General features: G+C 58.7%; 19 protein-coding genes and 2 pseudogenes. 15 read left to right on the top strand and 6 right to left on the bottom strand.

Features of this window, described 5'->3' with window-relative positions; all coding sequences use genetic code 11:
* Positions 1–77: 77 nt before the first annotated feature.
* Positions 78–1,346: a D-mannose isomerase gene (locus tag GYN01_RS01075; protein WP_203306469.1), complete on the top strand. Its 1,269-nt coding sequence runs from the start codon at positions 78–80 to the stop codon at positions 1,344–1,346.
* On the opposite strand, the gene GYN01_RS01080 is transcribed toward GYN01_RS01075, so the two are convergent.
* The 4 genes from GYN01_RS01080 to GYN01_RS01095 all read right to left on the bottom strand — a co-directional run bounded on the left by GYN01_RS01080 (position 1,299) and on the right by GYN01_RS01095 (position 5,922).
* Positions 1,299–1,625 (bottom strand): FecR/PupR family sigma factor regulator, encoded by a 327-nt coding sequence (locus GYN01_RS01080; protein ID WP_048365392.1) that lies wholly within the window; start codon positions 1,623–1,625, stop codon positions 1,299–1,301. The two genes, GYN01_RS01075 and GYN01_RS01080, sit on opposite strands and share 48 nt — an antisense overlap.
* 354 nt (positions 1,626–1,979) lie before the next feature.
* Complete coding sequence (locus GYN01_RS01085) at positions 1,980–2,726, bottom strand: SDR family oxidoreductase (RefSeq protein WP_048399411.1); 747 nt, start codon at positions 2,724–2,726, stop codon at positions 1,980–1,982.
* A gap of 63 nt (positions 2,727–2,789) precedes the next feature.
* Positions 2,790–4,886, bottom strand: a complete 2,097-nt coding sequence (locus GYN01_RS01090; RefSeq protein WP_203306470.1) for a putative bifunctional diguanylate cyclase/phosphodiesterase — start codon at positions 4,884–4,886, stop codon at positions 2,790–2,792.
* A gap of 139 nt (positions 4,887–5,025) precedes the next feature.
* Positions 5,026–5,922 (bottom strand): LysR family transcriptional regulator, encoded by an 897-nt coding sequence (locus tag GYN01_RS01095; protein ID WP_048365389.1) that lies wholly within the window; start codon positions 5,920–5,922, stop codon positions 5,026–5,028.
* A 222-nt stretch (positions 5,923–6,144) separates the two neighbouring features.
* Here GYN01_RS01095 and GYN01_RS01100 point away from each other — a divergent pair, with 222 nt between their 5' ends.
* The 6 genes and pseudogenes from GYN01_RS01100 to GYN01_RS22210 all read left to right on the top strand — a co-directional run.
* Positions 6,145–7,680 (top strand): MFS transporter, encoded by a 1,536-nt coding sequence (locus tag GYN01_RS01100; protein ID WP_203306471.1) that lies wholly within the window; start codon positions 6,145–6,147, stop codon positions 7,678–7,680.
* A gap of 131 nt (positions 7,681–7,811) precedes the next feature.
* Complete coding sequence (locus tag GYN01_RS01105) at positions 7,812–8,495, top strand: response regulator transcription factor (RefSeq protein WP_048365387.1); 684 nt, start codon at positions 7,812–7,814, stop codon at positions 8,493–8,495.
* Positions 8,473–9,861: a sensor histidine kinase gene (locus GYN01_RS01110; RefSeq protein ID WP_048399403.1), complete on the top strand. Its 1,389-nt coding sequence runs from the start codon at positions 8,473–8,475 to the stop codon at positions 9,859–9,861. The genes GYN01_RS01105 and GYN01_RS01110 overlap by 23 nt, the downstream gene beginning before the upstream one ends.
* 503 nt (positions 9,862–10,364) lie before the next feature.
* Positions 10,365–12,188, top strand: a complete 1,824-nt coding sequence (locus GYN01_RS01115; RefSeq protein WP_048399401.1) for an ABC transporter ATP-binding protein — start codon at positions 10,365–10,367, stop codon at positions 12,186–12,188.
* Between the two features lie 262 nt (positions 12,189–12,450).
* Positions 12,451–12,624, top strand: a complete 174-nt coding sequence (locus GYN01_RS01120) for a hypothetical protein (protein ID WP_158002647.1) — start codon at positions 12,451–12,453, stop codon at positions 12,622–12,624.
* Positions 12,608–12,787: pseudogene (locus GYN01_RS22210) on the top strand (TldD/PmbA family protein); the annotation flags it as partial. The gene GYN01_RS01120 and the pseudogene GYN01_RS22210, both read left to right, overlap by 17 nt.
* Positions 12,788–13,287: 500 nt before the next feature.
* Here the strand turns inward: GYN01_RS22210 and GYN01_RS01125 are convergent.
* Positions 13,288–13,524 (bottom strand): hypothetical protein, encoded by a 237-nt coding sequence (locus GYN01_RS01125; protein ID WP_048399397.1) that lies wholly within the window; start codon positions 13,522–13,524, stop codon positions 13,288–13,290.
* A 620-nt stretch (positions 13,525–14,144) separates the two neighbouring features.
* Positions 14,145–14,910 (bottom strand): annotated as a pseudogene (tnpC, locus tag GYN01_RS01135) (IS66 family transposase); the annotation flags it as partial.
* A gap of 617 nt (positions 14,911–15,527) precedes the next feature.
* Between tnpC and GYN01_RS01140 the strand changes: the two are divergent.
* From GYN01_RS01140 to GYN01_RS01175, 8 genes are all read left to right on the top strand, one after another.
* Positions 15,528–16,355 (top strand): energy transducer TonB, encoded by an 828-nt coding sequence (locus GYN01_RS01140; RefSeq protein ID WP_048399393.1) that lies wholly within the window; start codon positions 15,528–15,530, stop codon positions 16,353–16,355.
* Positions 16,356–16,406: 51 nt separating this feature from the next.
* Complete coding sequence (locus GYN01_RS01145; RefSeq protein ID WP_088500071.1) at positions 16,407–17,111, top strand: MotA/TolQ/ExbB proton channel family protein; 705 nt, start codon at positions 16,407–16,409, stop codon at positions 17,109–17,111.
* Entirely contained in the window at positions 17,111–17,512 is a 402-nt protein-coding gene (locus GYN01_RS01150) for an ExbD/TolR family protein (protein WP_048365382.1), read from the top strand. The genes GYN01_RS01145 and GYN01_RS01150 overlap by 1 nt, the downstream gene beginning before the upstream one ends.
* Positions 17,513–17,726: 214 nt before the next feature.
* Entirely contained in the window at positions 17,727–20,453 is a 2,727-nt protein-coding gene (locus GYN01_RS01155; protein ID WP_048365381.1) for a TonB-dependent receptor, read from the top strand.
* A gap of 139 nt (positions 20,454–20,592) precedes the next feature.
* Complete coding sequence (locus GYN01_RS01160; protein WP_082149323.1) at positions 20,593–22,467, top strand: extracellular solute-binding protein; 1,875 nt, start codon at positions 20,593–20,595, stop codon at positions 22,465–22,467.
* Between the two features lies 1 nt (position 22,468).
* Entirely contained in the window at positions 22,469–23,539 is a 1,071-nt protein-coding gene (locus GYN01_RS01165; RefSeq protein ID WP_048399388.1) for a microcin C ABC transporter permease YejB, read from the top strand.
* On the top strand, positions 23,539–24,561 hold the full coding sequence (locus GYN01_RS01170) for an ABC transporter permease (RefSeq protein ID WP_048399385.1): 1,023 nt from the start codon (positions 23,539–23,541) through the stop codon (positions 24,559–24,561). The genes GYN01_RS01165 and GYN01_RS01170 overlap by 1 nt, the downstream gene beginning before the upstream one ends.
* Position 24,562: 1 nt before the next feature.
* A complete protein-coding gene (locus GYN01_RS01175) occupies positions 24,563–26,191 on the top strand; it encodes an ABC transporter ATP-binding protein (protein WP_048365378.1) in 1,629 nt (542 codons plus the stop codon).
* Positions 26,192–26,329 lie beyond the last annotated feature (138 nt).

Genomic DNA, 26,329 nt, shown 5'->3' on the forward strand with positions numbered 1-26,329 from the left:
AACCTTTCAGCTGTTCAACGGGTGATCAATCCCTTAGGCTGCACGCGCTGGATCATGCCCAAAAACATAGGTGGCCCATGATTGATCTCACTCGCACGCACGCTGGTTCGATGGCTTCTGTTGCGCACCATCAATGGCTTGATGAGCAGGGCCGAACGCTGATTGAATTCGCCAAAGCTGCGCGAGTGCCACAGGGTTTTGCCTGCCTGGACCGCTTTGGTCGCCGCCCCGATGAGGCTGACGCAGACACCGTTACCACCGCACGCATGGTGCACAGTTTTGCGCTCGCCCACCTCAAGGGCCTGCCCGATTGTGTGCAACTGATTGATCACGGGTTAGCCGCGTTGGCTGGGCCTTTGCGTGATGCCAAACACGGCGGCTGGTTCGCCACCTCGACCGCACACGCGGGTACTGCTCGCAAACAAGCCTACCTGCATGCCTTTGTTGCGCTGGCTTTCAGTTCGGCGGTCATGGCCGGTCGGCAAGGTTCGGCCGAACTGCTGGGCGATGCGGTCCAAATCCTTGAAGATACGTTTTGGTCTGAAGACGAGGGGGCATTGCTGGAGTCCTTTGCCAACGATTGGAGTGACTGCGAGGCGTATCGCGGGGCGAACAGCAACATGCACGCCACCGAGGCTTTTCTGGCGTTGGCCGATGTGCTCGATGAAGACGTATGGCTCGACCGCGCCCTGCGCATTGCAGAACGGGTGATCCATCAACATGCCGCGCAATCGGACTACCTGCCGGTTGAGCACTTTGATGGCAACTGGCAGCCCTTGCCCGATTACAACCGCGATAACCCGGCCGATCAATTCCGCCCTTTTGGCAAGACCCCAGGCCATGCCTTTGAGTGGGCGCGGCTGTTGCTGCATCTGGAAGCTGCACGCACGCAGCGCAGCCTGTCGACGCCCGCGTGGTTACTCGAAGATGCCCGACAGCTGTTTCACAGCGCGTGCCGCTACGGCTGGAATGTCGATGGCAGCAGCGGCATTGTTTACACACTCGATGAGGACAACCGGCCGGTGGTGCGTGAGCGCCTGCACTGGACGCTGGCCGAGGCCTCAGCCGCGGCGGCTGCGTTGTGGCAGCGCACAGGCGAGGTGCAGTATCAAACGTGGTACACGCAGTTTTGGGACTACATCGACCTGCACCTGATCGACCGCCAACACGGCAGCTGGCATCACGAACTGAACCCGGCCAATCAACCTTCGGCGCGCATTTGGCCTGGCAAACCTGACCTCTACCATGCCTACCAGGCCACGCTACTGCCCCGCCTGCCGTTGGCGTTCAGCCTGGCATCAGCCCTGGAGCAGCAGGCCCGAGGCCAGAACCCCCACACCGATTAAAAACGCAAGCCATGCGTGTTGAATGGCCTTGTGGCGCGAGAACGAAGTACCGGCGCTCAGCACCCGGCGCACTTCTTTGAGTTGATCAGGGTCTGCGGTTTGACGGGATTTAAAACTTAAAACATCGGCGACGCGCTGCCAGGCAGCCAGGTGTTCCGGGTTTTGCGCCAGCCAGGCTTTGAACACCTGACGTTGGGAAGGACATGCGTGGCCGGACTCAAGCAGCAACATCCAGTCAACAGCCGCACGGGTAATGGGGTCAACGCTGCTTTTGCTCATAGGGACTGCGCCACTCGAACAATTCATAAAAAACAACCAGACTCAAATAGTAATAAGTCGCATTATCGACTTATTGACTTCAATTGCAAGACCCTCGCCCGGGTTGCTTTTTGCTCTTTGCTTTTCAATCTCTTCCTGTTGCCACCCACATCGATCGAACAACGCAAAGGCCCCTCACAGAAGGCTGAGCGCAGTGACTGTTGCGAGAATGCCCAGACAGCCGTGTTGGGCCTAGGATGGCCCGTCGCGGCGTGCCACCGCAACGGTGCCGGAGCGAAGCCACCGCCGAGACTTGGCGAGGCGGCCGGATGGTAGGGCACGCCCATCTAAAGCACATCAACACTTGTGCGCTGTTCAGCGTCCGCCGCCCATGTCGACGAATGTGCCTGTGGCATACGAGGCTTTGTCCGATAACAACCACACAATAGCCTCAGCAACTTCTTCAGGGCGACCACCTCGGCCCATCGGGATGATGGACTCCAGCTTGCTGACACGCCCCGGGTCCCCGCTCAAGGCATGAAAGTCAGTGAAGATGTAACCCGGCCGCACCGCGTTGACTCTGATCCCCTCACCCGCCAACTCTTTGGACAGGCCCACGGTGAAGGTGTCCAGCGCCCCTTTGGACGCGGCGTAATCAACGTACTCACCCGGCGAGCCCAAGCGCGCCGCCACCGACGAGACGTTTACGATGTTGCCGCCCTGCCCGCCATAACGCGGGGACATGCGCAGCACAGCATGCTTGGCACACAGAATCGGGCCCAGCACATTGGTTTTAAGGGTGTGCAGAATGCGGAACTCGGACATGTCTTCAACCCGCGACTTGTGCCCCACGGTCCCGGCATTGTTGACCAGGGCAGTCACCGGCCCCAGTTCCTGATCAACCCGAAGGAACAGGCTGATGACTTCGTCCTCATTGCTGACGTCGGCGCGCACGCTGATCGCCTGTGCGCCCAAGGCCCGGACGTGCTCCAGCACCTCGTGCGCCGCCGCGTCGTCAGCCAGGTAGTTGATGCAGATTTTATAGCCTTGCCGGGCTGCCAACAGTGCTGTTGCCGCCCCAATGCCACGGCTGCCACCGGTGATCACGATGACTTTATCCATAAATACGCGTTCCCCATTCACGGTGTAAACCTGCGGGCAGAATAACTGGCAGCAGGGTGTTTGTCAGTGCGCCGTGTTTTTCTGCACAAGCGCTTGTTGGCCTTGGTGGATATCGGCCATGAACTGTTGCGCAGGTTTGGGGTGGCCCAGCAAGAACCCCTGCAACGCGTCGCAGCCAAGGGTGGTCAAAAAGCTTTGCTGGGTATCGGTCTCAACCCCCTCGGCCACAATGCGCAACCCCAGCGCCTGCCCTAGCGCAACGATGGCCGAGACGATGGCCGCGTCGTCACTGTCGTGCTCCAGGTCACGCACAAAACCACGGTCAATTTTCAGCTCGTTGGCCGGCAAACGCTTGAGGTACATCAAGCTCGAATAACCGGTACCGAAGTCATCAATGGACAGGTCGACCCCCATCTGTGACAGCTGTTGCAGCACGTTCATGCTGGCATCCGCATCGCTCATGGCGGTGGTTTCGGTAATTTCCAGGGTCAGGCTGTTGGCCGGCAATTGATGACGCGCCAACGCCGACGCCACGCTGTCCACCAGCCCCTTGTGACAAAACTGCAAGGCCGAGAGGTTCACCGCCATGCGCCAGTGGCTGTAACCCTGATCACTCCACAGGCGCATCTGGCGACACGCTTCGTTGAGTACCCATTCGCCTATCGAAATGATCAACCCGGTCTTTTCCGCCAGGTCGATAAACGCGTCCGGCATCAGCAGCCCTTGCTGTGGATGCTCCCAGCGCAACAGCGCTTCGGCCCCCACCGCCTGGCCATTGCTAGCGTCGAATTTGGGCTGATAGTGCAGGCAGAACTGCTGATGCTCTAAGGCATGACGCAGGTCCTGGAGCAGTTGCAATTGCTTGCGCGCATTGGTGTTCATGGACACATCAAAAAAGCTGTACCCATTTTTGCCCGCGCCTTTGGCGTGGTACATCGCCGCGTCGGCGTTCATCAACAACTCCTCGGCGCTTTCACCATTGCCGGGGTAGAGCGCAATGCCGATGCTTGCGGAGATTTGCAACTGATGCTCGTCCACTTGAAACGTTCTGGACAACAGGCTGACCTGGCGCGCCGCCACCTGTGGCGCATCATCGGTTTCATTCAAGCGCACCAGCAGCACAAACTCATCGCCGCCAATGCGCGCCAGGGTGTCTTGCCCGCGCAACTGCTCACGCAGGCGCAGCGCGACTTCACGCAGCAAGCGATCACCTAAATGGTGGCCGAACGCATCATTCACCGGCTTAAAGCCATCCAGGTCGATAAACATCAACGAGAAACAGCCACCCTGCTCCGCGACTTTGCGCTGGGCCTGACCAATACGGTCGGCCAGCAAAATACGGTTGGGCAACCCGGTCAGGTTGTCGTGCAGCGCCAGTTGCGTCAGCTCTTGATTGGCCAGCGTCAGCGAGTCTGCCAGCGCCGCCGTGCGCGCATCGAGCCTGGCATCAAAAATCGACGTCAGCAGCGCGATAATCAACACCGCCAGGCTGGCGACCAACACCAGGTTGTCCAAGCCTTTGCCACTCAAACCATCGAGCGCCGCACCGCAAAAGCTGCCCGCCGGAAAACTCGCAGCCGCCATGCCGGTGTAGTGCATGCCGACAATCGCCAACCCCATGATCACCGACGCGCCCGCCCTGGCCAGACGCACATACGGCGTTTGCTGACGCAAGCGAAAGGCAATCGACAGCGCGGCGGCCGAAGCGCCCACCGCAATCACCAAAGACAAGCCAAACAGTGCCGGGTCGTAATCGATGCCTGGCTGCATGCGCAACGCGGCCATGCCGCTGTAGTGCATGGCGCTGATGCCCGCTCCCATGATCAAGGCGCCAAATAATAATTGCAGCGCCGGCAAACGCGGCTGGCTGACCATCCACAAGGCAAAACCTGAGGACAGGATGGCCACCAGCAACGACCACAGGGTCAGGCCCACGTCGTAACCCAGCTCAATGGGCAAGGACAGCGCCAACATGCCGATAAAGTGCATCGACCAGATGCCGAAGCCCATCGCCAGCGAGCCGCCACCCATCCATAGGTAAACGGCACGACCACGCGCCGTGGCGATCCGGCCTGCCAGATCAAGGGCCGTGTACGACGCCAGCATGGCGACACACAGTGAAATCAAAACCAACGCGGGGGAGTAACTTGCAGAAACCATGGGCCTTCTCGTGAGCGTTTGCCGAACTGCTTCCATGCTCGGTGAAAAGTGCGCGATTGTACTGGTTCCCATAGCAAACGCACGCAAAGACATTGGCTATGTGCCAGTACCTAATCAGGTCTTTTTGATCGATCCGTCATCAGCGGCTTAGCGCGGCCTCGTTTACCCGGAAGTCGTGCTTGGCGTGCTCAATGTAACGCGCCACGACCGCCGACTTTTCAAAGCGCCGATGAATCAAGGATAGCCATGAAGTCACTTCACAGCCGTCGATGGGACGATAAATCACACTCGGCAAACTGATATGCCCCACCACGGACGCTGGCACCACCGCCACGCCCTGGCGCAACGATACCAGTGCAATGACCGCGACCAACCCGCCGGGTTGCGGCCCCAACTTGGGGGCATAGCCACCTTGCGCGGCCACTTGCAAGGTGCCGCTGATTTGCTCCGGCAGCACGAACGTCTCGTTTTGCAGATGTTCGGGGCTGATGCTTTTAAGGCGCGCCAGCCACGAGTCCGCCGCCAGCGCCAGTACAAAGCCTTCTGCGTTCAAGCGCAGGGCTTGCAGACCTTCTGGCAGCGCCATCGGTGAACGTATGTAGCCAACATCGAAACGACCTTCGACCACCATCAGTGGCAAATCGGGCATCAGTGCTTCGCGCACGGTAAGGCTCACGTCGGCGCATTCGCGACTGAAACCCTGAACCTGACGCTGCAAAACCCCCGAATACACCGCCGACGCCACATACCCCAACTCGATATGCCCCAACTCGCCTCGCCCTGCACGCTGGGCGTTGCGTTGCGCCAGCTCAAATTGGCGCACCGTGGCCTGTGCTTCGGGCAATAAGGCCTGCCCGGCTTGCGTGAGGCTGACCTGGCGCTGCTCGCGGACGAACAAGCGAACCCCCAGTTCGGTTTCAAGGTCTTGCACTTGGCGACTTAACGTCGGCGGCGCGATGCCGAGCACTTCGGCGGCGCGAGTGAAATTGCGTTGATGCGCAACCGCCAGAAAGTAGCGGAAATGACGTATATCCATAGCCGTATTAGCTCAAAGGTAATGAAGTCCAGCACATTCGCTAACAAACACTCTGTTACACAGCGATACCCTGTGCCGACAGTCACACTAGAGAGTCCTTCACATGTCCGTCAAATCCCCTGTTTTATTGCCGTGCAGTGAGTTAGCCGGGGCGCATGCCCCAGCCCGTGTGCAGTGCATTGCCTGCAACGCAATGAGCCGCCCCCCCCGGGAGCAACAGCCATGAAAGCCGTCAGCCCACGTCTTACCCTGCTGGCCGCATCAGGGGTGTGTTCACTGATCGTGCTCGACACCAACATCGTCGCCGTCACCCTCCCCAGCATTGCTCAGGATTTAGGCGCCAATTTCGTCGATATCGAGTGGGTGGTCAGCGCCTACATGCTGGCCTTTGCGGCACTGCTACTGCCTGCGGGCAGCATTGCCGATCGTTTCGGTCGCAAAAAGACCCTGCTCTGGGGCTTAAGCATTTTCATCCTCGCCTCCATCGGCTGCGGGGCGGCGCCGACCACGCTGCTGCTGGACATCGCCCGTGCGGTAAAAGGCGTGGGCGCGGCACTGCTACTGACCTCGGCACTGGCCTCAATTGGTCATGCGTTCCATGACGAGGTGGAGCGGGCCAAAGCCTGGGCATTCTGGGGCGCCTGCATGGGCGTGGCCATGACCGCCGCCCCGACATTGGGCGGCCTGATCACCCAGTACCTGGGGTGGCGCTGGATCTTCTACCTCAACCTGCCGGTGGGCCTGTTGCTCATGGCACTGGTTACCCATGCGATTGCCGAGTCCCGCGACCCGCAGTCTGCGCGCCTCGACCCGTGGGGCAGCCTGGCTTTCAGCGCCAGCCTGGTGTGCCTGATCTGGGGCCTGATTGAAGCCAACCGCATTGGCTGGAACAGCCCGCTGACCTATGCCCGGATGTTCGGCGGGCTGATGCTACTGGGCGTCTTTGTGTTGGTTGAGTCCCTGCAAAAGCGCCCGATGATTGACCTGCAACTGTTCCGTCATCCGCGCTTTATCGGCGCTTTGCTTGGCATGTTCGCCTACGCCGGTTGTGCCCAAGTGATGATGACCCTGCTGCCGTTCTACCTGCAAAACGGCTTGGGGTTCAGTGCCGTCCTGTCAGGCTTGGGCATGCTGCCCTTTGCCCTGACCATGTTGATTTGCCCGCGCATTGGCGCCCGCCTGGCCTCACGTTACAGCCCCGCCACGATGATGGCAGCGGGTTTGACGCTGGTGGGCTGCGGCAACCTGCTGAGCGCCTGGGCGGTGGAGCACGGCGGGTATTTGAGTTTCGCGCTGACCACCGCGGTGACTGGCGCCGGGGCAGGCTTACTCAATGGCGATACGCAAAAAAACATCATGGCCTGTGTACCGCGCGACCGGGTGGGCATGGCGTCAGGCATGAGCACCACCATGCGCTTCAGCGCCATCGTGTTGGCGATCGGCGTGTTGGGGGCATTACTGGGCGGACACACCGAGCAAAACCTGCATGCCAGCTTGAAAGTGGACGCGTCGCAATGGGTGGGGCAAACCCACTTTATTGCCTCGCGAGTCGCTGCCGGGGACATGACCGGGGCCTTGAGCCAACTGCCCGATGCTGTGCAACCACAGGTTCAGGCACTGGCGACGCAGGCGTTTGTCAGCGGGTTCAGCGTGGTGTTGTGGGTCGCCGGTTGGCTGGGATTGCTCGGCGCGCTGGTGGTAGGCACCCTGATGCGCAAGCCGATTCCACAGATGACGCTGATCACGCGCCCGCTTTAAAGACGCTGTGCGGGTCAACCCTCGCGCCGACATACCTGCCGCGAAGCTGAACATGAAGAATTATTAAGAAACGTTTCAGCTTTTTGTGGGCAAAATGTGCTCACCGCTGTGAAGGCTTATCAGGTGACGGTATGACCCGCATTTTGACCATTGAAGACGATGCCGTAACGGCGAAAGAAATCGTGGCTGAACTGAGCAGCCACGGCCTGGAGGTCGATTGGGTCGACAACGGCCGTGAAGGCCTGGTGCGCGCTGTAAGTGGCGATTACGACCTGATCACCCTCGACCGTATGCTTCCCGAGCTGGACGGGTTGGCGATTGTCACCACCTTGCGCACCATTGGTGTCAGCACCCCAATCTTGATGATCAGCGCCCTGTCCGATGTCGACGAACGTGTGCGCGGGTTGCGGGCCGGTGGCGACGATTACCTGACCAAACCGTTCGCCAGCGACGAAATGGCCGCCAGGGTGGAAGTGCTGTTACGACGCAAAAGCCCGGCCGACAAATACGAAACGTCCCTGCGCGTCGCCGATCTGGAACTCAACCTGATCACCCGTGAAGCCAGCCGCGCCGAGCAACAACTCAGCCTGCTGCCCACGGAATACAAACTGCTTGAGTTTTTGATGCGCAACACCGGGCAAATCCTCTCGCGCATGATGATTTTCGAAGAAGTGTGGGGTTATCACTTTGATCCCGGCACCAACCTGATCGACGTGCACATTGGCCGTCTGCGCAAAAAAATCGATCCGCCGGGCCAGGTGCCCCTGATTCGCACCGTTCGAGGCTCGGGTTATGTCATTGCCGAACCCCTCTAAGGGCTGGCGTTCTTCCAGCAGTCGCTTGCTGGCGCTGTACAGTTTTCTGTTCGTGGCCTGGAGCTGCATCCTGATGGGCGTGCTGTATTACGAGGTGTCGCACTACCTCGCTAATCTGGCCAAGCACTCCTTGATGCAGCGCCAGCACCTGTTCTCGCGCTTTGAAGGTGAGCAACTGGATGAAGCGCTGGCCACCAGCCTGACGTTCGATATGCGAACAGTTGATGCCTATGGACTGTTCGATGCGCAACACCGCCCCCTCAGCGGTCCGATTCAAGTCATCCCTGATGACCTGCCGCTCGATGGCCAGATCCACGAGCTGCGCACCTGCATCGACGCCGACGATCCCAACCTGCCGCAAGACAGCTGCGACGCCGTCGCCACCCAGACCAACGATGGCCGCTGGCTGGTGCTGGTGCGCGACAACGGCTCATTGTTCGCGGTGACGCGGATCATTTTGCATGCCTTGTTTTGGGGATTGTCACTGACCATTCTGCCCGGCATCGCGGGCTGGCATTTGCTCAGGCGTCGGCCCTTGCAACGCATCCGAGCCATCCAGGCCAGTGCCGAAGCCATCGTGGCGGGTGATCTGACTTATCGGTTGCCGCTGTCGAACCGGCGTGACGAGCTGGACATGCTGGCGGCCATCGTCAACGCCATGCTCGACCGCCTTGAGCGGCTGATGCATGAAGTCAAAGGGGTGTGTGACAACATCGCGCATGATTTGCGCACACCGCTGACCCGGCTGCGTGCGCAACTGTACCGCATTCAACAGCAGGCACCCGAAGGCTCGCCCCAAGCGTTGCAAATGGATCAGGTGATCGCTGAAACCGATACGTTGATGGCGCGCTTTCGCGGGTTGTTACGCATTTCAGAACTGGAAGACCATCAGCGGCGCTCAGGTTTTGTGCAACTAGACCCACTGCCCTTGCTGCAAGAGCTGTATGACTTTTACTTGCCGCTGGCCGAAGAAGGCCAGGTGACGCTGCTGCTGGACGTGCCTGCCAGCCTGCCCGGCCTGACCGGCGACCGCGCATTGTTATTTGAAGCGCTGGCCAACTTACTCAGCAATTCGATCAAATTCACCCCGCCGGGTGGTCAAGTGATTCTGCGCGCGGTCAACGATGACGCCAGCCCGCGCATTGAAGTGCTCGATACCGGCCCCGGCATTCCAGAAGCAGAACGTGAGGCGGTGTTCCAGCGCTTTTACCGCAGTGACGACAAACATGGCGGCTTTGGCCTTGGCCTGTCGATTGTGGCTGCCATCGTCAACCTGCACGGTTTCAGCCTGGAGGTGGATAACCGCGAAAGCGGTGGTGCCCGGCTGACCCTGCATTGCCGCCAGAGCCTGATCAGCGTGGGGTAACACTGCAACAGCGGGTCGGCGCCAACCGTCATGCGCGGCTACGATCAGCCGCGCTGCATCTTTACATTTCCTTTGACACAAACTGGCACACTTTTTTCTTGTAAATCCGCGTTCGCAATTATTCGGCTGGAATGACCCCTCCCGCGTGCGCAACCCGCACCCATTGCGAACACGGACGGTAACGCCGTCCACATTCGGTGCAATGACGGACCAAAAGTCACGTCAATAAGCGGCTGTTATAAAGGAATATGAACGATGTCGGATGCGTGCACAGTTTCAACCACCGCCCCTTCCCCCGCCCTGTTTGTCGCCTTGCGTCTGCCGGTATGGCATTCGTGTCCGGGCACCGACACTTAGCCTGACGCTGCGCTGACGCCCGCGTTTATGCCGGGGCGCCAGCGATACGCACTCACTGTTTGCTGACCCTCAGCCCGTTTTTGGCTGCGCCTTTTATCGCGCCGCCAACGCGACTCCTTTTGCTCCAAAAAAGAAGGCAGCCCGTCATGTCTGAAGTTGACGCTATCACCCTTCCACCCAAACAGCCGTGGGCCTTTGTGTGGCATTACATTCGCCTGTATCCCGGCTGGTATTGGGGCATTGCCCTGTTACAAGTTGGGGCTGCCATGACCGCGACACTGATGCCCTACGCCATCGGCCAAATTACCGGTGCCGTCAGCGATGGCGCCTGGGATCAGGCTGACGTGTGGCACGCCAGCCTGCCCGCGCTGGGCTTACTGTTTGCCCTCGCGGTAGCGCAAATGCTGTTCGCACGCGGCGCCACGCTGTGCATGATCATGGTTCGCCCGCAGCAAAAAATACGCATTATCCGCGACCTTTTTGCCTACTTGCAGCGCCATTCGCCGCGTTATTTCAGCGAGCACTTTGCTGGCAGCCTGGCGCACCGTATCGGTGAAGGCAGCATCGGTTTGCTGGAAATCACCTGGTCGCTGGTGGTGGAAATGCTGCCGATTCTGGTGGTGCTGGTCACCAGCCTGGTATTGCTGACCCTGGCATCACCCTGGCTGGGCCTGGGCTTGTTGCTGTGGGTGGGCGCTTATTCGTGGCTGGCGTTTGTGCTGTCGCGCAAAGCCCAAGTGCTCGCTGGCAATCACGCGCAAGCGCGCAGCGTGACCACCGGCAAAATCGTCGACGCCGTGGGCAACTTGAGCAGCATCCGCCTGTTCGCCCGTCAGGGGTTTGAGCTCGATTACCTGACCCGTTACCAGACAGAAGAGAAACAGGCGGCCCAGCGCTCCTTCTTCTATCAGGAGAAAATCCGCCTGCTGCAAGACAGCCTGTCCATCGTGTTGCGCGTGGGTTTGGTCGCCTTGGCCTTGTACCTGTGGCACTTGGGCAAAATCGATGTCGGGCAACTGGTGATGGTCGCCACACTGGGTTTGATGATCGTGGCGCAGTGCAGCTTTCTGAGCATGCAGTTCATGCATTTCTTCGAGTTCATCGGCAACATCGAAAACAGCATCAATACGCTGCTGCAACCCCACGAAATGCCGGATCAGCACGGCGCGCAAGCTGCCCGCATCGAGAAAGGCTCGATTCACTTTCGTGATGTGAATTTCGGCTACAGCCCCGACAAACCAATTTTCAAACACTTCAATCTGGACATTCGCGCCGGGCAACGCGTGGGCATTGTCGGGTTTTCGGGCTCGGGTAAATCGACGTTACTCAACCTGCTGCTGCGCTCATACGATCCACAGAGCGGCAAGATTGAAGTCGATGGTCTGGACATTCAACACATGACCCAACAATCGCTGCACACGCACATCGCGCTCATCCCCCAAGAGCCGGGCCTGTTTCACCGTTCACTGCGCGAAAACATTGGCTATGGCGACGTGCACGCCAGCGAGTCACACATCATCCTCGCGGCCAAACGCGCCCACGCCCACGAATTCATCCTAGAAATGCCTGAGGGTTATGACGCGTTGATCGGCGAGCGCGGGGTCAAACTGTCAGGAGGACAACGCCAGCGCATCGCCATCGCCCGCGCACTGTTGAAAAACGCACCGATCATGGTGCTCGACGAAGCCACGGCAAGCCTCGATTCAGAAACCGAGAGCCTGATTCAAGGCAGCCTCGACGACATCATGTCGGACAAAACCGTGCTGGTTGTCGCCCATCGCCTGTCCACCATCGCGCACCTGGACCGTATTGTCGTACTGGACAAAGGTCAGATCATTGAAGACGGCACCCACGGGCAACTCCTTGAACGCCGTGGCTTGTATTTCGGATTATGGCAACGCCAGACGGATGGACTTCTCAGTGAAACTGACGATCAAGTACAGGACAACTTAGTGACTCAAGAGTCATGAACGTTAAACCTCGCGCCTTCTTATTTCACGCGCTATCGAGAGGCGATAGCACGTGAAAGCACAGCGCCCTCATTCTTAATGATTCTTGCCACATGAAACGTGCACTAAGGCACCACTTATTGGCGCACATCTTGCTCTTTTAGATGGCCAGACTTGCTCGATCTTCTTATTACCGGCCTTTAATCAATGACTCCCTGCGTACTCGGTTTCCTTACGCGCGTCTCTGTACCGCAGGGTGATTAACTACAAGAACATTAGATTCATGACTGACGCACAGTCGTCTTTACGACAGTTCATGCAGCGCTATGCACACGCCTCCATTTTTTTGTCGTTACGCCTGGTAGAGCAGCACACGCACCACATGGCCGTGACCCGAAATATCATCGAGCCACCCCCTATCAGCGACGAACATCTAACCGGGCGACTTACCCGATGACGAGGGGCTGAACGCACTCGGCACGGCGCTGTACATCAGTAATCTGTGGTACCTGAACTCCTCGGATCAAAGCGCCGCGCGCCTCACCGGGATGTCACGCTGTACAACATGCTGGGTAAGGGGCTGGCGAATACACCTTCCGACCTCCGACAGCAAGTGTGATTGTGTCCGCGTAATTTTAAGCGGACGCAATTACCCTTAATGTCAGGATCGCCATGCGTGAACGTAAGTCCTACGCAAGCGCGTGATCAACACCCTCATCGCTGGTCAGGCGCGACGCGCAACTGGCAACCTATGGGGGCCGTCACGCTTAACCCGGAAAGGGAGTTGCCGGTACTGAAAAGAGCCGCATGAATACACGGTTGACGCGACAACTACCTTGCAAAACGCCGCGATATCTAACTTGAACGTATCGATGTTTTGCGCTTACCGTCTGTACAGACCGAGCTTTTCATAATTTGCGCCTACTTTTGTACTAAATGACAGCGCTTTGGTTTGAGGGATAACAGTTTATCTGGATTCAATCACGGCTCAACCGTTGACCACTCGCTGTTGAAAAATCGATCCCCGCTGGGTTGGGAGTACATTAATCTGAGCTGACAGTCACGACCGCAAATCCAGCAACTGTCAGCTCAAGTTTAGCTTTTACATTTACTATTCATCTTATTCACGCAATTTTTTCTCAACTCCAATACCAAGTATCTTGTCCCAGCCTAAGATTTTTATACGAGTACCATCTTCTTCATCGAGTGTGATCGCCTCCGAATTGCAGCTCTTAAACCGGCCAATTCGATCCGTGCTTCGTGTTGGGAAATCGAAATAACCCGTAATACGAACCCAAGCCCCCTTAACAGTACCATCCGTCCCTACAAGAAGGTTCTTAAAGTTTTCATCAATCATTTCGTCTTCTCCCATGCCAGTTGTCGAAATAGAATAATAGCCAAAGCCCCACTCCAACAGAACTGTAATAAATGACAGTTAATGCAACAAAAAAACGATACCAAACGAAAAGCTTATAACTTAAAGAAACTCTGAAAAAAACGGTCGCGGTAGGGACGGCAGTTACCTACCGACCCACACAGATCCGTACCTGCGGAACTACCGCATACGGCTCCTGCCTCGGGTATGTGACGCGAAGCGAGCGGCGGCCACCGCTCAGGGTACACCTTGTATTGGTAGCAACATGTCTAACGCATATACCACTGTCATTCCTTTCAACCGCCTGCGTCTCAGCGCCGCGAACGTGCGCCGCACTGGCCGCGACACTGCTAAGTACCGGACGGGGATTAAGGCTCTTGCAGCCTCTATCCTCAGCATTCATAAGCAGACCGGGCAAGGTCTTCTGCAAAATCTGGTTGTGCATGTCAACGGCGAATTCATGGACGTTGCAGCCGGTGGCCGTCGCTATGACGGTGTGGCTTTGTTAATTGACAGGGTGAATTTCCGAGTGATTACCCGGTGGGTTGCTTGGTCATCGGTGACGAAGCAGTGTAAGCAGCCAGTAAACACGCCTTGCGTGTTTACGCAGATTGCCAGTTGTGCGGCAGTAACTGACCGATTTCGCTCATCTGCTGTGCCGGTAGCCGAGTCAGTACGTCCTTCAAATACGCATACGGATCATGCCCGTTGAGCTTGGCCGACTGGATCAAGCTCATCAGCGCAGCAGCGCGTTTGCCGCTGCGCAGCGACCCTGCTAAGAGCCAGTTCTTTCTTCCAAGAGCCCAGGGGCGAATTTGCTGCTCTATGTGGTTGTTGTCTATGGGTACCGTTGCGTCGTTCAGATAACGGCTCAACGCCGCCCAGCGTTTGAAGCTGTAATCCAGGGCTTTAGTAATGGCTAACCCCCTCAAACACGCGCTCGCGCTGGGCGATCATCCAAGTATGTAAAGTCTTCATCAGCGGTACTGCTTTTTCCTGGCGTATTCTTCGCCGATCATCAGGCTCTAAATCTCGAACTTCACGCTCAACCTCGTATAAAGCTGCGATGTATTGCAGTGCCTGTTCGGCTAGTACGCTTTTTTGGGTCGCATGCAGATCGTAAAACTTGCGCCTGGCATGGGCCATGCAGCCGATTTCGGTCACGCCGAGAGCAAAGCTGGCTTTGTAGCCACCGTAGTCGTCGCAGACCCATTTGCCTTTCCAGTCTCCCAGAAAGTTACGGGCATACTCGCCCGAACGACCAGAGCTGAAGTCGTACACCACTGCCTGAATATCGGCAGTCGAGGTCGTCGCATAGGCCCAGACATAGGCTCGATGCGTTTTCTTCGAGCCCGGTGCAAGCATCTGTTGCTGGCCCTGACCCGAGAGCAGGCGTCATTCACTACGACAAGCACCTATGAACGCCGCGAGGTCAGCCGTTATGTAATGCCCGGTGCACTCTTCAGTGCATTGACGCTCACGCTGTAATTTTCACGCGCATAAGAGTGCACTCATTTCATACAGCAACTGGTCACTTTGGTGCATTAAACACCCCCCCTTAAGCCACTCGCATGATTGTCTGACAATGTTAATTAAGTGGGCGTATGTCTTTTGCAGTTTGCCGGGTTAAACCGAGGCGGGTTGTGCAGAAGTCTTAAGGTTTGCTCCTGTACTTTTTATTAAAAGGCTGGCGCATTGTTCAATGAATGGGGCGCCAGCCTTCTTAAACTTCACTGTTGGCATAGCCATTGCTAGTAATAAATTGAAATGAATTTAACGTTCTAAAAATAACGCGTCATGACTGGCGTTGGCGTGTACCAAGGAGTTTGTATGACGTCGTATCCCATTAGCCCTTAAGTCATGTCGATCCGTGAAGTATCACGGATCGACATGATTGGCAGATCACCGTTTTAAAGACAGTTGTCGTCCCTGCATGCAAGGGCGAACGGAGCCTTATTGCCCTTCTTTTAGTCGAGGGACTCTTAATGAGTGACGAGGTAAAGAACAAAGCGCGGCCCGCGCCGCCACTCGACGCTGAGCGTGTGCAGCAATGGACGCATATTCCCCATGTGCCCAACACCTCAACGCCCGGCGGGTTGAGTGCGCCGCGCGTGTTGCTGCTAATCGGCGTGGCAGCGCTGTTGCATGCCGGTGCCTGGTGGGTGTTCCAGCAAGCCCAAGCAGAACCTGTGATCACCCCGCCCGAAATTCCGGAAATGACCGTCGAGCTTACCAGCCCGGCCCCTCCTGCACCGCCTGTGGAAGAGCCGCCACCGCCACCCCCGCCGCCCGAGCCTGAAGTGCCTCAGGAGGATGAAGACGCGGTCAAGGAGCCGCCCAAACCAGTAGAAAAACCCAAGCCAATCGAAAAGCCCAAGCCGGTGGTCAAGCCTAAACCTGTGCCAAAACCACAGCCGGTCAAACCTGCGCCACCTGCGCCACCTGCGCCCGCAGCCCCTGCCGCTCCTACTGCGCCAACAGTGCCAACAGCGCCGGCGGCCCCTGCCGCAGCGCCTGGACCGGTCAAGGAAACCGCCGCGGTGTCTGGCCTGGCCAGCCTCGGTAACCCGCCACCCGAATACCCGTCGCTGGCCCTGCGCCGCAGTTGGGAAGGCACCGTGGTGTTGCGCATCAAGGTGCTGCCCAACGGCCGCGCCGGGACGGTCGAGGTGACCAAGTCCAGCGGCAAGCAAGCGCTGGATGAAGCCGCCGTCACCGCCGTGCGCAACTGGAAGTTTGTCCCGGCCAAACGTGGGGATACACCCATTGAAGGTTTTGCAACCCAGACCATCGCTTTCAAATTGCCGGCATAACCCTTCAGGGGCCGACATTTACTTTCATTTAGTCGCGTGTGAGGTGTAGCCATGAACGAGTCTCTGTCTTCCATGATTGTCCCTGGAGTGTTGTGGGCATTGGTGCTGTTTTCAGTGGTGAGCTGGGCACTATTGCTCATCAAGTCTTCGCAGTACTTGCGTCAGAAAAAACAAAACAAGTTGTTTAGCAAAGCGTTTTGGGCCGCCCCGGACTTGCTCACCGCCGCCGAACACGCCAGCCAGTACCCCGGCGCACTGGCGCGCATCGCCAACAGCGGCTTTGAAGCCATGATTGTCGATGACACCCCGCGCACCACCCAACAGCTGGCCCACACCATCAACCGTTCAGACCGTCTGGAGCGCAACCTGCGCCAGCAAATCCAGAAAGAACGCCGCGCGCTGGAAAGCGGTCAGGCCATCCTCGCCAGTATCGGCAGCACCGCGCCCTTTATCGGTTTGTTCGGCACCGTTTGGGGAATCATGGAAGCCCTGCAAACCATCGGCGCTACAGGCTCGGCCAGCCTTGAAACCGTTGCTGGCCCCATCGGCCATGCCTTGATCGCCACCGGCGTCGGCATCGCGGTCGCCGTCCCGGCGGTGTTGATTTACAACTTCTTCCTGCGTCGCCTGAAACTGGCTTCGGCCAACATGGACGATTTTGCCCATGACTTCGACGCCCTCGCCCAACGCAGCGCCTTCGCCGTTGATCGCCAGGCCATTTCCACCAAGCGCACCCCGGTGCGGGAGGCAAGCTGATGTCTTTCTCAACGCAGGACAGCGACGAAGTACTCAGTGAAATGAACGTCACCCCGCTGGTGGACGTGATGCTGGTACTGCTGGTGGTGTTCATCGTGACCACCCCGATGATGACCAACGCGATCAAGATCAACCTGCCCAAGACCGACGCGGTGGCCAGTCAGCAAAAGAAAGACCCGGTGGTGGTCAGCGTCGATCAGGACGGCAAGTTCTACCTGGCCAAAAACGAGGTGGCCCCCGAGCTGCTGGAAAAAAGCCTGCAAGACGTAAAAAACCAGGACCCCGAAGTGCGCGTGCAGCTTCAGGCAGACGAGGGGGTCAATTACGGCCAGGTGGCCAAGGCGATGGCGTCAATCGAACGTTCGGGGATCACCAAAATCTCGGTGATGACCGCCAAATAACGCCCCTGTAGTCGCCGCCGTTGGCAGCGACTTCAGAGATCACTGTGCAATCGCTGTAACCACGCAGTACCCACGTCGCGCAGGGGCTCTTTGGCCCTTGCAGGGGAGCGGCTGGCTTGAAAAACGTGTTTTGCCAGGGTCGACACAACCCAACTGGAGTCATGAGGGCTCACAAGGCCATTCCAATAAACGTCTGAAAAAGTCGGAAATAACCATGCAGATGAAGAGTTCAGGTTTTACCCTCAAACCGCTCGTTGCGAGCCTGCAACGCCATCGTTTTGTGCCGCTGTATCTGGTTGCTCTGGGGATGAGCGCTGGCCAGTTACACGCAGCCGAAGCGGCCCCTGCGCACGATTCTGGCAGTGCGGTGAGCACCGCAACAGTCAGCACAGATGCCGTGGCGGCACCCGCCACCACGCAACTGCAACGAGTGGAAGTGACCGGCTCGGCGATTCGCCGGGTCGATGCCGAAACCGCTGTGCCGATCACCATTCTGCGTGCCGAACAGCTGCGCAATGAAGGCGTGACCACCACCGCTGAAATCATGCAACGCGTGACCGGTAACCAGTCGATCCGCAACTCGGCCAGCTCCGTTGGCTCTGCCACCGGGGGGTCGACCTTCGCTGACATGCGCGGCATTGGTGCCAACAAAACCCTGGTGCTGCTCAACGGTCGCCGTCTGGGCAACAACGCCATCGACGGCTCGGCAGTTGACTTGAACACCATCCCGTTTGCGGCCATTGACCGGGTTGAAGTGTTGCGCGACGGCGCCTCGGCTTTGTACGGCACCGACGCGATTGGCGGCGTAATCAACTTCATCACCAAAAAATCCCTGACCGACGGCACGCTCTCGCTGGGCGGCGAAGGGACCGATGCCAGCGGTGGTGGCAGCAGCCACGACATCAGCGGCAGTTGGGGGTATGGCGACCTGGACAAAGACCGTTTCAACGTCATGGGCGTGGTGGGCTACAACAAACAACGCGCATTGCAAAGTAAGGACCGCACCTTTACCACCAACTACGCGCCGGGCCGTGGGCTGGACCAAACCTCCGGCACCTCTTACCCGGCCAACTGGAGCCAGGGCAATATCAACACCAGCCCGCTGGCCGGCAGCAATTGCAGCGGTGCCAACCTGGTACTGCGTCAGGGCGTATGCCGCTATGACACCCGCGACTACATCGACTTGCTGCCCGAAACCGAAAAGACCTCGTTTTTCGGCAAGGCCACCGGCAAGCTCACCGACGATGACAACGTTAACCTCGAATACTTCTGGGCCCGAAATAACAACGCCACCTCGGTGGCGCCCGCCCCCCTGCTCGGCCTGACGATGGACCCCTCTTCGCCTTACTTCCCCGGCAACGGCATCACGCCGGGCACCAACGATCCGTCCTTCGACCCCAGCCAGCCGATTGGCCTGAACTGGCGTGAAACAGCCGCAGGCGGTCGTCAGTCCAAAGACCAGAACACCAGTCAGCGTCTGGTGCTGAGCTTCGACGGCATGGTCAAGGGCTGGGATTACAACGTCGGCGCCTCGTACAACCAAAACCAGGTCATCTCCAGCCTGACCGGGGGTTATGTCAGTGATGCAGCCATGATCAACGGCATCGCAGACGGCATCATCAACCCCTTCGGCCCGCAAACGTCGGCCGGCCAGGCCTACATCGACGCCAACCAATACCACGGCCAATACTCCTCCTCAGTGGGCCGTGTAAGCGGGATCGACGGGCGCATGAGCCGCGAGGTCGGTGACTGGTTCGGCGCAGGCCCGGCCGGTCTGGCCATCGGCGGTGAATACCGTCAGGAAAAATTCCACCAGAGCTACGAAGCTTATGCGGCTGACGTCAGCAGCCTGGGGGTTGACCCGGACGGCAGCGTCAAAGGTGACCGTAACGTGAAGGCGGTGTACACCGAACTGAACGTACCGGTGCTCGACAGCCTGGAACTCTCGGCCGCTGTACGTCATGACAAATACAGCGACTTTGGCAGCACCACCAACCCGAAATACTCGTTCCGTTACCAGCCCGTCAAAGAGCTGGTGGTACGTGGCGCTTACAGCGAAGGGTTCCGTGCACCGTCGCTGTATGAGCTGTACAACCCGCAATACACCACGTACACCCAGGGTTACTACAACGACCCGGTGCTGTGCGCCGGCGGCGTGGTGCAACCGGGCGGCAACAGCGGGCGCGATTGCGGCCAGCAGTTCCATAACCGCACCGGCGGCAACACCCAGCTCTCGCCCGAAAAAGCCCGCAACGTGACCTTGGGCTTCGTCTATCAACCGGTGCGCGACCTGTCGCTGGGCCTGGACTTCTGGTGGATTCACATCGCCAACCAGATCGCCGAGTTCCCGGAATCCACCGTATTTGACGACCCGGCGCTGTATGCCGACCGCTATGTGCGTAACCCCGACGGTTCACTCAACTACGTGCAAACCGGCCTCGCCAACCTGGGTGCAGTCAAAACCAGCGGCATTGACGTGAGCATGGACTACCGCTTCCCCAACACCCCATACGGCCAATTCGGCCTGGGCCTGCAAGGCACTTACGTCACCCGCTATGACTTCCAGAGCACGATCGGCGGTACGTACACCGATAACGTCGGTGACTTTGAAGGCACCGGGGTGGTGGCACGCTGGAAACATGTGCTCAACGGCACCTGGAACCTGGGGCCATACCGTGCCTCGCTGGTTAACCGCTTCACCAGCGGCTACAACGACTACGACCCAAGCACCCATGCCAAAGTGGCCTCTTACACCCTGTGGGACTTGTCTGCGGGCTACACCTTCAACAAAACCGTCGACCTGGATGTGGGCATGAAAAACATGTTCGATCGCAATCCGCCGTTCTCCAATCAGGCCTATAACTTCCAGAGTGGTTTCGATCCACGGTATGCCGACCCAATGGGCCGTACTTTCTTCGCCCGTGCCACCTACCACTTCTGAGTGATAACCGACGCAGCCTCCTCCAGCTTGCGTCGGCATAACTGCGAAATCGCGACCCCACGGCCTTTTCACGCGCAAGGCTGTGGGGATTTTTCACGGTACTCAATGGTTCTACACGCGGTACAAGGAAACCCCACACATGTCTTCATATTTCCTGCCCCTGATCCGCTCGTTGTTGGTGCCCGTACTCGCGTGCGTAAGCATCGGCGTCAGTGCCGCGCCCAGCCAGGCCATGACGGTCTACGGCGAGGCGCCCAAATACCCGGCCGGTTTCCAGCACTTCGACTTCGTCAACCCGAACGCCCCCAAAGGTGGCTCCTTGAGCCGCGCGTCGATGGAAATCGGCCAGTTCAATTACCTCACGCCCTATGTTGACCAAGGCACCGGCGTGGCGCAGGTGGATCAGTGGGTGTATGCCCCGCTGGCCTTTCGTTCATTGGACGAGCCCTACACGGTGTATGGCCTGGTGGCCAAAACCATGGAGCGCGACCCCGATGGCCTGTGGGTGCGCTTCAACCTGGACCCCAAAGCCCGTTTCGCTGACGACACCCCTATCACGGCACAAGACGTGGCGTTCACTTACCACACGCTGATGACCCAAGGCAGCCTGAGCTACCGCATGCTCTATGGCGAGGTCAAAGACATCGCGATCGAAGGCCCGTTGCAAGTGCGTTTTGACTTCAAGAACAACCAGAACCGCACGCTGGCACTGGATTTGGCCAGCATGCGCATCCTGCCGCAACACTGGTGGAAGACCCGCGACTTTACCAATGGCGGCGGCTTCGAACCGCCGCTGGGCAGTGGCCCGTATGCCGTCTCAAAGGTTGACCCTGGCCGCAGCATCACCTTTGAGCGCAATCAGCACTGGTGGGGCGCAAACCTGCCGGTCAGCAAAGGGATGTATAACTTCGACCGCCTGACCGTGAATTTTTACGGCGACACCGATGTAGCCCGCGAACTGCTCAAGGCCGGGGCTTTCGACTACAACCGCGAGTTCTCGGCCACCGGTTTCAGCATCGGCTATGACAGCCCTTCGCTCAACGATGGCCGCCTGCAAAAAGGCGTGTTCGCCAAAGACAAACCGGGGGCCGCGCAAGGCTTTGCGTTCAACCTGCAAAACCCGTTCTTTCAAGACCGCCGCGTGCGTCAGGCGCTGAGCCTGCTGTGGGACTTTGAGTGGACCAACAAACAGATGATGCGCAGCTTCTACGTGCGCCAGCAGAGCTACTTCCCGAAAAGTGAAATGGCCGCCACCGCCCTGCCCGATGCCCGCGAACGGGAGATCCTTGAACCGCTGCGCGGAAAAATCCCGGATGAGGTCTTCACGCAGGTCTATCAGGCCCCCAAGACCGATGGCAGCGGTTACATCCGCGACAAACAACTGCAAGCGCTGGCGCTGCTCAAAGAAGCGGGCTGGACGGCCAAAAACAACACGCTGGTGAACGCTGAGGGCGAACCGCTGCGCTTCACTTTCCTCGATGGCCAAGGCGGCTTTGACCGCATGATTTTGCCGTACAAGCGCACCCTGGCGCAGATCGGCATCACGATGGACATTCGCAAGATCGACTCGGCGCAGTACATCAACCGGCTCAACGCGCGTGACTACGACATGATCGTGGTGGGCTTTCCGCGCAGTGGCCAGCCCATCGTCTCGCCAGGCCGCGAGATGTACGACATGTACGGCTCGCGCAGCGCCACCCAGGTCGGCGCCTCTAACGCCTTTGTGCTGCGCGACCCGGCCGTAGACACCCTGCTCGACGGCCTGGTGCAGGCCAACAGCCGTACAGAGATGGTGCATTACGCCCGTGCGCTGGATCGGGTCTTGCAATGGGGCTACTACATGATTCCCAACTACTACTCAGTCGGCACCCCCACCGTGTACCAAAACCGCTTCGGCCGCCCGGCACAGGAGCCGATGTATGACGAAGGGCTGGACACCTGGTGGCAAGTCAGCACCACCGCGCAAACCAACGCCGCCTTGAGCGCCGCCAGTACGTCGTCGGAGGGCCATTGAAATGTTGCATTACATGAGTCGACGTTTATTGCTGATCATCCCCACCTTGCTGTGCATTCTGGTGGTCAACTTTCTGATCGTACAAGCCGCACCCGGTGGCCCGGTGGAACAAGCCATCGCACGCTTGCAAGGCTTTAGCGGGGCATCAGTGGGCGGCGGCGCGCGGGACATGGCGGCCAGCAGCGGTGGCGCCAGCCGGAGCAGCCGCGGCCTGGACCCGGCGCTGGTTGAAGAAATCACCAAGCACTACGGCTTCGACAAGCCCATGCACGAACGCCTGTGGTTGATGCTCAAGAACTACGCGCAACTGGATTTTGGCAACAGTTTTTTTCGCGGGGCCAAGGTCACGGACCTGATCCTGCAAAAGCTGCCGGTCTCGATTTCGCTCGGGTTGTGGGCGACGTTAATCACCTACCTGATCTCAATCCCCCTGGGCATTCGCAAAGCCATTCACAACGGCAGTGCATTCGATGTGTGGACCAGCACCGCGATCATCATTGGCTACGCCATGCCCGCATTCCTGTTTGCGATTCTGTTGATCGTGGTGTTCGCGGGCGGCAGCTACATGAGCTGGTTTCCGGTGCAAGGCATGGTCTCGGACGGCTTCGATAACCTGAGCTTTTTCGCCAAGATCGGTGACTACCTGTGGCACATGGTGCTGCCGGTCTCTGCCTTGGTGATTGGCGGCTTTGCCACCCTGACCATCCTCACGAAAAACAGCTTTCTCAACGAAATCAGCCGTCAGTATGTGGTCACGGCGCGCGCCAAGGGCCTGACCGAGCGCCGGGTACTTTACGGTCATGTGATGCGCAACGCCATGCTGCTGGTGGTCGCCGGTATCCCGCAGGCGCTGATCGAGGTGTTTTTCGCCGGTTCACTGCTGATAGAAACCATCTTCAACCTCGATGGCATCGGGCGCATGAGCTACGAAGCCGCCGTGTCGCGTGACTACCCCGTGGTCTTCGGCACCCTGTTTCTGTTCACCCTGTTCGGGTTGTTGATCAAGCTGATCGGCGACCTGTGCTACACCCTGCTCGACCCCCGTATCGACTTCTCGGCGAGGACTGCCTGATGTTTACCCTCTCTCCTATTGGCAGGCGCCGTCTCGCACACTTCAGGGCCAACCGCCGCGGCTGGTGGTCGTTATGGCTGTTTGTCGCGCTCTTCATCCTGTGCCTGGGTGGGGAACTGGTGGCCAACGACAAACCTTTGGCGATTCACTACAAAGACAGCTGGTACTTCCCGATAGTGGCCAACTACGTCGAAACCGACTTTGGCGGCGAGCTGCCTTTCGAGCCGGATTACAGCAGCGACTATGTGCGCAAGCTGATCACTGATCAGGGCGGCTGGATGCTCTTTGCGCCCATCCCGTTCAGTTACGACACGGTCAATTACGACCTCAAGGAACCCGCCCCCAGCCCACCCAGCGCCACCCACTGGCTGGGCACCGACGATCAGGCCCGCGATGTGCTGGCGCGGGTGATTTTCGGGGCACGGATTTCCATCCTCTTCGCCCTGATCCTGACCGCCATCAGTGCCGTGGTCGGGATCACCGCTGGCGCTTTGCAAGGTTTTTACGGCGGCTTGGTCGACCTTTTCGGGCAGCGCGTGCAAGAGGTGTGGGCCGGTTTGCCGGTGCTGTACTTGCTGATCATTTTGTCGGGGTTTGTGGCGCCGAGCTTCTGGTGGTTGCTGGGGATCATGGCGCTGTTCAGTTGGCTGGCACTGGTGGACGTGGTGCGCGCCGAGTTCTTGCGTGGACGCAACCTGGAATACGTTAAAGCAGCCCGCGCACTGGGTTTGACCGACGGTGCCCTGATGCGCCGACACATCCTGCCCAACGCCATGACCTCAACCCTCACCTACCTGCCGTTCATCCTCACGGGCGCCATCGCCACCCTCACCGCACTGGACTTCCTGGGCTTTGGCATGCCGCCCGGCACCGCCTCGCTGGGCGAAATGATTGGCCAGGCCAAACGCAACCTGCAAGCGCCCTGGCTGGCACTCACAGCCTTCTTCACCCTGGCGCTGATTTTGTCGTTGCTGGTGTTTATCGGCGAAGCCTGCCGCGATGCATTTGACCCTAGGAGCTGAGATGACCAACACATTGATTGAAATACGTGATCTGCGCGTCGGCTTTGCCGGGCGCGAAGTGGTGCACGGGGTCAACCTCGACATCCGCCGTGGCGAATGCCTGGCGCTGGTGGGTGAGTCCGGCTCTGGCAAGTCCGTGACCGCGCACTCGATCCTACGCTTGCTGCCGGGCAAAGACGTGCAGACCCAAGGCAGCATCCGCTATGACGGCATCGACCTGGTGAGTGCCAGCGACGCCCAACTGCGCGGTCTGCGCGGCAACCGCATCGCCATGATTTTTCAGGAGCCGATGACCTCACTCAACCCGCTGCACACCATTGAAAAGCAAATCAGCGAGGTGTTGCTCACCCACAAGGGCCTGAAAAACCGCGCGGCACGGGCACGCACCCTGGAGTTACTGCAACTGGTGGGCATCCGCGACCCGCAAACCCGCCTGAAAGCTTACCCGCACCAACTGTCGGGCGGCCAACGCCAGCGGGTGATGATTGCGATGGCGCTGGCCAATGAACCTGAGCTGCTGATCGCCGACGAACCCACCACCGCACTGGACGTCACGGTGCAGCAAAAAATCCTCGAACTGTTGATCGACCTGCAACAGCGCCTGGGCATGTCCCTGCTCCTCATCAGCCACGACCTGAATCTGGTGCGCAAAATCGCCCAGCGCGTGTGCGTGATGCGCGGCGGCCAAATCGTTGAGCAAGCCCGGTGCGAAGACCTGTTTCGCGCACCGCAGCACCCTTACAGCCGCATGCTGATTGAAGCCGAACCCAGCGGTACGCCAGTGCCCAGCGACTACCGGCACAACCTGCTGGAAGTCGACAACCTGCGGGTATGGTTTGCGCTGCCCACGCCGCTGTTCAGCCGCGAGCGTCAGTACGTCAAGGCCGTGGACGGGGTCAGTTTCGAGCTGAAAAAAGGCAGAACCCTGGGCATTGTCGGTGAGTCGGGTTCGGGCAAATCCACCCTGGGTCAGGCCATCCTGCGGCTCGTGGACTCCGAGGGCGACATTCGTTTTGGCAACAAGCAGCTCAACCTGCTGAACCAGAACCTGCTGCGCCCGTTGCGCCGGCAAATGCAGGTGGTGTTTCAAGACCCGTTTGGCAGCCTCAGCCCGCGTATGTCGGTGCAGCAAATCATCGCCGAAGGTTTGCTGGCGCATGGCATCGGCACGCCCCTGGAACGCGAAGAGGCCGTGATTCGGGTATTGCAAGAAGTGGGGCTGGACCCGCAAAGCCGCCATCGTTACCCCCATGAGTTTTCGGGGGGGCAACGCCAACGCATCTCCATCGCCCGGGCACTGATCATGGAGCCCGCCTTGATCCTGCTCGACGAACCGACCTCGGCGCTGGACCGCACCGTGCAAAAACAAGTCGTGGACTTGTTGCGCGACCTGCAACTGCGCCACGGCCTGACCTACTTGTTTATCAGCCACGACCTGGCGGTGGTGCATGCGCTGGCCCACGACATGATCGTCATCAAGGACGGCAAAGTCGTGGAGCAAGGGGATGCGCGGACGATCTTCAACCACCCTCAACATCCGTATACCCAAGCGCTGTTAGAGGCCAGCAGCTTGAAGCCAATGACATTGGCCACCGGGGTGAGTCATACCCCGCAGGTGCTCTGTAACTGACGAGGCAGGAGGCTGCGAAATGCGGTGTGTGTTAAGCACCGCATGATCGTTGCGCCTTGTTGCTTGCTTTTCTCACAATCTTCATATTCAAAAATGGAATATTCAAATCGTTTTATATTCTTTTTTAAAAGATAAATT

This window comes from Pseudomonas weihenstephanensis (genome assembly GCF_016812185.1).
In the GTDB taxonomy this organism is placed as follows: domain Bacteria; phylum Pseudomonadota; class Gammaproteobacteria; order Pseudomonadales; family Pseudomonadaceae; genus Aquipseudomonas; species Aquipseudomonas weihenstephanensis.

Bases quoted from the DNA above. Each gene is read 5' to 3' on its own strand.
- GYN01_RS01090 (WP_203306470.1), bottom strand. From the start codon at position 4,886: ATGGTTTCTGCAAGTTACTCCCCCGCGTTGGTTTTGATTTCACTGTGT.
- GYN01_RS01105 (WP_048365387.1), top strand. From the start codon at position 7,812: ATGACCCGCATTTTGACCATTGAAGACGATGCCGTAACGGCGAAAGAA.
- GYN01_RS01075 (WP_203306469.1), top strand. From the start codon at position 78: ATGATTGATCTCACTCGCACGCACGCTGGTTCGATGGCTTCTGTTGCG.
- GYN01_RS01175 (WP_048365378.1), top strand. From the start codon at position 24,563: ATGACCAACACATTGATTGAAATACGTGATCTGCGCGTCGGCTTTGCC.
- GYN01_RS01140 (WP_048399393.1), top strand. From the start codon at position 15,528: ATGAGTGACGAGGTAAAGAACAAAGCGCGGCCCGCGCCGCCACTCGAC.
- GYN01_RS01100 (WP_203306471.1), top strand. From the start codon at position 6,145: ATGAAAGCCGTCAGCCCACGTCTTACCCTGCTGGCCGCATCAGGGGTG.
- GYN01_RS01115 (WP_048399401.1), top strand. From the start codon at position 10,365: ATGTCTGAAGTTGACGCTATCACCCTTCCACCCAAACAGCCGTGGGCC.
- GYN01_RS01110 (WP_048399403.1), top strand. From the start codon at position 8,473: ATGTCATTGCCGAACCCCTCTAAGGGCTGGCGTTCTTCCAGCAGTCGC.
- GYN01_RS01150 (WP_048365382.1), top strand. From the start codon at position 17,111: ATGTCTTTCTCAACGCAGGACAGCGACGAAGTACTCAGTGAAATGAAC.
- GYN01_RS01155 (WP_048365381.1), top strand. From the start codon at position 17,727: ATGCAGATGAAGAGTTCAGGTTTTACCCTCAAACCGCTCGTTGCGAGC.
- GYN01_RS01095 (WP_048365389.1), bottom strand. From the start codon at position 5,922: ATGGATATACGTCATTTCCGCTACTTTCTGGCGGTTGCGCATCAACGC.
- GYN01_RS01080 (WP_048365392.1), bottom strand. From the start codon at position 1,625: ATGAGCAAAAGCAGCGTTGACCCCATTACCCGTGCGGCTGTTGACTGG.
- GYN01_RS01125 (WP_048399397.1), bottom strand. From the start codon at position 13,524: ATGATTGATGAAAACTTTAAGAACCTTCTTGTAGGGACGGATGGTACT.
- GYN01_RS01120 (WP_158002647.1), top strand. From the start codon at position 12,451: ATGACTGACGCACAGTCGTCTTTACGACAGTTCATGCAGCGCTATGCA.
- GYN01_RS01145 (WP_088500071.1), top strand. From the start codon at position 16,407: ATGAACGAGTCTCTGTCTTCCATGATTGTCCCTGGAGTGTTGTGGGCA.
- GYN01_RS01085 (WP_048399411.1), bottom strand. From the start codon at position 2,726: ATGGATAAAGTCATCGTGATCACCGGTGGCAGCCGTGGCATTGGGGCG.
- GYN01_RS01170 (WP_048399385.1), top strand. From the start codon at position 23,539: ATGTTTACCCTCTCTCCTATTGGCAGGCGCCGTCTCGCACACTTCAGG.
- GYN01_RS01160 (WP_082149323.1), top strand. From the start codon at position 20,593: ATGTCTTCATATTTCCTGCCCCTGATCCGCTCGTTGTTGGTGCCCGTA.
- GYN01_RS01165 (WP_048399388.1), top strand. From the start codon at position 22,469: ATGTTGCATTACATGAGTCGACGTTTATTGCTGATCATCCCCACCTTG.